This window comes from Streptacidiphilus melanogenes, assembly GCF_000787835.1.
Taxonomy (GTDB): domain Bacteria; phylum Actinomycetota; class Actinomycetes; order Streptomycetales; family Streptomycetaceae; genus Streptacidiphilus; species Streptacidiphilus melanogenes.
In genome coordinates, this window is sequence record NZ_BBPP01000048.1 from 46,279 (window position 1) to 53,578 (window position 7,300).

Annotated in this window: 4 protein-coding genes and 1 pseudogene; all 5 read left to right on the plus strand. The window is 72.5% G+C overall.

From position 1 onward, the window contains the following. Positions 1-187, plus strand: a pseudogene (locus TR49_RS46020) (hypothetical protein); the annotation flags it as partial. Between the two features lie 130 nt (positions 188-317). Further along, positions 318-1,280, plus strand: coding sequence for a DUF2637 domain-containing protein (locus TR49_RS45105; protein ID WP_052434876.1), 963 nt, complete (start codon positions 318-320; stop codon positions 1,278-1,280). 383 nt (positions 1,281-1,663) lie between these two features. Then, entirely contained in the window at positions 1,664-2,356 is a 693-nt protein-coding gene (locus TR49_RS40580; protein WP_052434877.1) for a MobC family plasmid mobilization relaxosome protein, read from the plus strand. Further along, the gene (locus TR49_RS33775) at positions 2,353-4,131 is read left to right on the plus strand and encodes a relaxase/mobilization nuclease domain-containing protein (protein WP_042388648.1); all 1,779 of its coding nucleotides are present in this window, start codon (positions 2,353-2,355) and stop codon (positions 4,129-4,131) included. The genes TR49_RS40580 and TR49_RS33775 overlap by 4 nt, the downstream gene beginning before the upstream one ends. Before the next feature lie 244 nt (positions 4,132-4,375). Continuing rightward, the gene (locus tag TR49_RS33780) at positions 4,376-7,129 is read left to right on the plus strand and encodes an ATP-binding protein (protein ID WP_052434878.1); all 2,754 of its coding nucleotides are present in this window, start codon (positions 4,376-4,378) and stop codon (positions 7,127-7,129) included. Positions 7,130-7,300 lie beyond the last annotated feature (171 nt).

Genomic DNA, 7,300 nt, shown 5'->3' on the forward strand with positions numbered 1-7,300 from the left:
GCGGTGGCACGAGTGCGGCGGCTGCGCCGCGCCGATCCCCCAGGCCGGGATCTGCCGCACATGCGCAGGGCTGGGTCAGCACGTCGTCGCCGTGGGCAGCGGCCACGCGGCGACCGCGTCCGGCATCGCGAAGGTCCGCGCGGCCCTCGGGCGCACGACGGCGTCCCTGCAGCCCTGCAGAGCCTGACCCGCCCCTCACCCTTCACCTTCACCTCACCGCGCCCGGCGCCCTCGCCGCCGCCGCGCGATGCGCCGGCCTGCCGCGACACCCGGACGGCGGCGCGCCCCTCGACCTTGACCATCCCCTGGAGTTGCCCATGCCTGCCATCAGCCCACCCGCCGCCGACCACACCGCCACCACCGCGCCCGCTGGGAGGCGGCCGGGGCACAGGCCCCTGCGGTTCGACCGGGCGGTGATCGTGGCGCTCGGCGCGTGCGGCTCGGTGCTGTCGTTCAACGCGCTGCGGCAGGTCGGCGTCGCGATCCACAGCGGCACACAGCTGAGCTACCTGTTCCCGCTCGTGATCGACGGGTTCATCGCGTACGGGGTCCGCGCGATCCTGCTGCTGCGCGACGCCCCGCTGCGGGCGCGCCTGTACGCGTGGTTCTTGTTCGCGCTGGCCACCGCCGCGAGCCTGTGGGCCAACGCCCTGCACGCCGTCCGGCTGAACCAGCCCGGCGTCCATGTCCTGATCCTGGGTGACCAGGCCGTCGGCGTCCTGTCCATGGTCGCGCCGCTGGCGCTGGCGGGGGCGACGCACCTGCACATTCTGGTCACCCGTCAAGCCGCCCAGCCCGGCATTCCGGACACCGACCAGCCCGTGACCACAACCCAGGGCGACCTGCCCCGAACCGACTTCGCCAGGCCCGACTTCGGCACCGCCGACGGCAACGTGCCCATCCTCGGCACGGGCCAGGACGTGCCGCACGCAACCGCCCCGACGGCCTTGACCAGCGTGCCCGAAATTCCGGCTCTGGAGCCCGTCGCCGCCGAGCCGCCCTCCGCGCCCGTGGCGGAGAACGACGAAGACCCTGGTGCGGAGCCCGTCCCGGAGGCGCTGCCGGGGCAGGCGGGCGGCGGGCGCCCTCGGATGGCGACGCCAGAGCAGCTGTCCAAGGCGATCCTGGCCGCCCACCCTGACCCCGGCACCATCACGCGGACGAGCGCCCGCAAGGCCATCGCGGACGCGGGCCTCGGCGTGGGCACCCAGCGCCTGCAGGAACTGGTCACCGAGCTCCGCCGACAGCCGACCGCCCGCCCCCACCCCGAGCAGGACTGATCCTTCGGTCGCACGATTCGCCGGGCGGACCGGAACCCCTTCCGGTCCGCCCACAACCCCGCCCGACACGACCCTCCCGGAGTCCAAGGTGACCACAACCTCCGTGCCTGCCAGCAGCAGCGTGACCAGACCCCCGAGCCTGACCCGCGCCGTTCCTCCCCCATGCCCGTCCACTGTCTTCGGAGCCGCTCTTGAAGGACCGCCAGAACCCCACCTCTCCCCGCTCGAACCCGGCCCCTGACGCCGAGCCCGACAGCTCTGCCACGCTGAAGGCGGGAGCCGACGGCCTCGCCGGGCCGGGCTCCCTTCCCGCAGTCGCTGCAACTACATTGCCAGCAACCGTGGTTGATGAGGCTCGCCATGTGCGGGGAGCCAGCAATAGCGTGCGACCGACTTACGTCGGTCCGCACGCGCTGGTCCCCGCCGAGGGCGGCGGGAGTGACCCGGCGAGGGCGCCGGGTCTCGGGGTAGTCGCGGCCGAGGGCAGCCGCGACCAGGATGGCGCCACCGTCGACGCGCGCGCCGACAGCTCGCTGCCCGTCCACGCGACCGCTGCTGTCAGCGCCGACGCCGCTGACGCTGACGTCACCGCCCCGGCGGAGCCGGCGGCGGGTCGTCCGGTGCGCGCTGCCCGGGCCGCGCAGCGCCGGCGGGGCCCGAAGCGCCGTACGAAGAACTTCGATAATCCGCTCGGCGAGCGGGTGACGTTCCGGGTGGCTCCGGAGGTGAAGGCGCGGTGGCAGGCCCAGGCCGACGAGCTTGACGAGTCGTTGGCGTTGATGCTGGAACGGTGGCTGCTCGCCGCGGAGGCGGGCGTCGCACCGAGCAGCTCGGTGCCGGACGTGTTGGACGCGCTGGTGGACGAGCTCGCCGCTGTCCGGCCGGAGCTGGGGGCGTGGGGCAACAACCTCAACCAGATCGCCCGGCAGCTGAACATGGGCGGCACACTGCCCGCCGACCCCGCCGCTATCCGGTTCCTCGACCGTGGCCAGGAGTTGCTGGAGCAGGTCCGCTCGACCTTGCGCACCGTGGACGCTGCGGTCACCGGGGCGGCGAAGGCGCGGAGGCGTCCGTGATCGCGTCCATCACCCGGGGTGACCGCACCCGCGGCGTGCTGGCCTACGTCTACGGTCCCGGTGACGAGGACGAGCACACCAACCAGCACACCGTCGCCTCGTTCGAGCCGTTCCTGCCCGACCCGGGCCGTGACCCGGACTTCGACGCCGCCCTCGCGCAGCTCACGGACATCCTGGACCTGCGAGTCGTGCAGGCCGGGAAGCGGGCTCCGAAGGACCACGTGTGGCACTGCTCCCTGCGCGCCGCCCCGGAGGACCGGCACCTGTCCGACGCGGAGTGGGAGCAGATCGCCCGCCGCGTCATGCACGCGGCCGGCATCGCCAAGGAGGGTGATCCGGACGCGTGCCGCTGGGTCGTGGTCCGCCACGCCGAGGACCACGTCCACATCGTCGCCACCGCCGTGCGCGCGAACCTCACCCACGCCCGCCTGCACAACGACTACGGGCGCGTCATGAAGGAACTCGCCCGCATCGAAACCGACTACGGGCTGCGCGAGGTAGACCACACCTTCGGCCGGGGCACGATGGCCAAGGCCCCGACCCGCGCCGAGGTCCACAAGGCCAAGCGCCAGGGCCGCGAGCAGACCGTCCGCGAATCGCTGCGCACCGCGCTGCGGCAGGCGCTCGCCGGGGCGGCCAATGAGGACGAGTTCCTCGCCCACGTCGCGGCCCAGGGTGTGCGGGTGAAGGTCCGCCGTCTGCCGTCGGGTGACGCGCAGGGCTTCTCGTTCCACCTGCCCGGCGACCGCAACGGCAAGGGCGAGCCGGTCTGGTTCCCGGGCAGCGAACTCGGGCCGGACCTGACTCTGCCCAAGATCCGCGCCCGCCTCGCCGCGGGAGCTGACGAACCCGCGCCAGGCACGAGTGTCCCGGACAGCGCCGCGCCCGCTCTGGCCACCGCCACCGGCACGGTCCGTCATGTCCTGCACGCCGTCAGGACGACGACCAGCAGCGACAGCGACGACGCCGGAGGGGAATCGGGCCGCGACGAGCTTCCGATGAACGTGGTGGTGGCGTGGTCGGCGGGCTTCGGGGAGGTCCTCGACGCCGTCGCCCAGACCCATCACGGGCCCGGCAAGGCCGAGCTGCGCGCGGCGGCGAAGGCGTGGGGCCGTGCCGCGTACGCGCACGACCGCGCCGCCGACCGCGAACTGCGGGCGCTCCGGAGCGCGGCCCGGCAGATCCTTGCCGGCGGTCCCAGCTTCGGGCGCGGGAAGGACGCGGACGCGGTGATGATCCTCTTGGACGCGCTGCTTCTGCTCGGCATCGCCCTGTACCGGTCGCACCAGGCCGACGGCCACCGCCAGCACGCCCGCACCGCACAGGCGGCGGCTGATCAGCTCGAAGCAGCCGCCCGCCAAGCCGCCGCAGCGCCGACTGCCGTCCTCCAGGCGCAGGCAAGGGGCGTGCCCGGGCCGGTGCGCCAGGAGCTTGCCGAGGCGGTCCGGCAGGCCCTGCCCGCCCACCTCGCCGAGCAGGTGGTGGCCGGTCCCGGCTGGGCCGGGCTTGCCGGGGTGCTGGAGCAGGCGCGCCGCGCCGGCAAGGACCCGGCCGGTCTGCTCGCCGGGTCGGCGGGTGAGCGGGAGCTGGACAGCGCGAAGGACCCCGCCGCGGTCCTGACCTGGCGTGTTCGGCACCTCGCCGACCTCCCACCCCTCCCCGTTGGAGCGCACAGGGCCGCAGCGGCGAAGGGCCGCAAGCAGCCGAAGGCGGCGGACCAGGCCCAGGCTCCGCACTGGCAGCCCGGCCAGCCGACACGCGGCCGAGGCCGCTGACCCGCCGCGCGCCCTCGCTCGGTGGCGGTCCGTTCCGGGGGCCTTCCCACGGCGCGGACCGCCACCCGGCCGCCCCGGCCGTCCGGAGCGGGCGCGGACCCTACCACACGAGCTAAGAACGGCCATTCGCAGTCGCCCATGAAGGGTGGAACTGCCCTGGTCAAAGCGGTCACGCCCTGCCCAGCGGCCATGCCGCCCTGCCTGCCGTCGAGCAGGCGGCGGCCTGTTGATCTGTCCCCTGTATGTGAGGAGCAAGCCCATCACCACCACCGCGAACACCCCGAAAACCGTGAAGTCCTCCCACACCAATGGGCCGGCGCTGAAGCGGAGGGTCTTCTCGACGCCCCGGAACACCGAGTTCTTGACCGTCAGGGGTCTGGAGGCGCAGACCGGGCAGCCGGAGCACCACTTCGACCGGGTCGTGATCAAGGAGTTGCTCGACAACGCCCTGGACGCCGCCGAGACCGCCGAGACCGCCGGGGGCCGTCCGGAGGTCGGTCTGGCGGTGGCCCGGACGGACGGGGTGGCGCGGGTGACGGTGACGGACAACGGCGCGGGTATTCCGGCCGGGGTGGTGGAGCGGCTGCTGGACTTCAACGTCAACGTCTCCGACAAGGAGGCCGTGCGGTCCCCGACCCGCGGGCTGCAGGGCAACGCGATGAAGACGCTGCTGGGCATGCCCTACGCCCTCAAGGTCCACGCGCCCGTCGTGATCGAGGCCCAGGGGGTGCGCCACGAGATCAGCGTGTCGCTGGATCCGGGCCGCAACGTCGTCACCCGCCATGCCACCGCCGCGAGCGATCGCACGGTGGGGACCTCGGTCACCGTGCCGCTGCCGGCCGACCTGCTCGGTCTGGACGAGCCCGCGCAGTGGATGCGTAATTTCGCCCTGGCCAACCCGCACGCACGTCTTCGCTTTGAGCACGGTCAGGCGGCGCTGCGGGAGGGGGTCGTGATTTACGAGCCGACCGCTCCCGCGAAGTGGCGCAAGCCGATGCCGGGCGATGCGACCTCGGCCCACCACTACACCGAGGACGCGATGAAGGCGCTGGTCTTCGGCCACATCCGCGAGTACCGCCACGGCGGCCGGGACGTGCCGCTGCGGGAGTTCGTGGGCGGCTTCACCGGCCTGTCCGGCACGGTCAAGGCCAAGCTGGTCGCCGCCCGCCTGCCGGGCATCTCCCACCTATCCGGCTTCGAGGACCAGCCGGAGCAGGTCGCCGTGCTGCTCGCGGCCATGCGCGAGCACAGCACGCCGCCCGGCCCCGCCTACCTCGGCAAGATCAGCCGCGACCACTACACCCAGGCCCTGGATCGCGCCTTCGGCGTGGAGGAATCCTGGTTCGCCCGCAAGACCCTCACCGACAAGGCCGGGATCCCGTGGGTCATCGAGGTGACCATCGCACGCACCGAGCGTCCCGGCGCGGTGTGCTTCGCGGTCAACTACTCACCGAGCTTCGGCGACCCCCTCGCCCGCACCTACCTGGCCGGCGACACCGTCCGCACGCAAGGAACCACTTCCTTCCTCACCTCCTGCGACGCGGCGCCCGAGCACGGGAACCAGGACCTGCGGGCGGCGGTGGTCCACCTGATCTGCCCCGTCCCGCGCTTCATGGACAAGGGCAAGGTCGCCCTCGACGTGCCGCCGGAGGTCGCCGACGCCTGCGCGCAGGCGCTGACCACGGCCACCACGACGCTGCACAAGGCCAAGCTGGCCGCCCAGCGCGCCCGCGATGCCGTCCTCGAAGCCGAGAAGAAGGCCGAGGCCACGGAGCGCAAGGCCCGGCAGCGTGACGCCGAGGACGCCGCCAGGGCCCGGCGGGCGGGCGAGATGACGAAGAAGGACGCCGTGTTCGCGGTCCTGCCCACCGCCATCGCCCAGGTCAGCGGCGAGGACGGGCTGTCGTTCTCCTCCCACACGCTGTTCTACAAGATCCGCCCCCTCGCGCTGAAGCACCTCCCGCAGGGCACCCGGCTGGACGCCTCCTACGTCGAGCAGCGGCTGATCCCCGACTGGGAACGCGAGATGGGCCCGATCCCGGGCCTGTACCGCGAACCGCGCGGCACCCTGCACCATCCCCACGACAAGGACGGCAGCCAGGACGTGCGCCTGGGCACCCTCGCGGTCGCCCGGTACGTGCCCGAGAACTGGAACTACAACAAAATCCTCATCATCGAGAAGGCCGGACTGTGGCCGCCGGTCCACGAGTCGGGGATCGCCGAGCGATACGACATGGCCGTCATCATCACCGAGGGCTACAGCACCGAAGCCTGCCGCGACCTCCTCGCGAAACTCACGGCCGGCGACGTGCAGATCTTCGTCCTCCACGACGCCGACATCGACGGCTACAACATCGCCCGCACCCTGGGCGAGGAGACCGACCGGATGCCCGACCACCGCGTCGAGGTCATCAGCCTCGGCCTCCACGTCGAGGACGCCGAAGCCCGCGGCCTGGAAACCGAGCCCTTCGTCCGCGACAAGGCCCTCCCCACCCAGCTCGCGCAGCAGCTCAGCCCCACCGCGCTCGCCTGGTTCACCGGCAAGCCCACCGAGTGGGACCGCCACGGAAAGGCGAAGAAGTGGCTGGGCAAGCGGGTCGAGCTCAACGCCTTCACCTCCCCCGAACTGATCGCCTACATCGAGGAGCAACTCACCCGCCACGGCGCCACCGGCAAGGTCATCCCCACCGACGACGTCCTCCGCTTCCGCTCCCACCTGAACCTCGGGGCCGACGTCGACGGAATCGTGGACCGCGTGATCGCCGAGCTGATCGACCGCCAGGAGATCAGCGCCCAGATCCTGGCCACGCTCGACCTCGACGCGCTCTCCGCCGACACCCGGACCGACATCGCCCGCTACCTCGCCAAGTGGCCGAACACCTCCTGGGACACCGCCCTGTCCAACATCCTCTCCAACCGGCTCCGCCCCCACCGACCCGAACTCGAAGCCCTCACCCGCCAACTCCTCACCGAACAAGGCAACACCGAGAACCGGTAGAGGCCGCCGCCGGCGGGACGCCGATGTCGATTCGATGTCGCTCCCGCCGACGGGGAACTCCGCGGAACCAGTGGTGCTTGTGTCCGATGCCCACACCCCAGACAGGAAGGCAACGGACATGAACCACCCCCACCCCGAACCCGCCCAGCAGCCGCACCACTACCGCTACCC

Excerpts from the sequence above, each read along its gene's own strand:
- TR49_RS45105 (WP_052434876.1), top strand. The coding sequence starts at position 318 with ATGCCTGCCATCAGCCCACCCGCCGCCGACCACACCGCCACCACCGCG.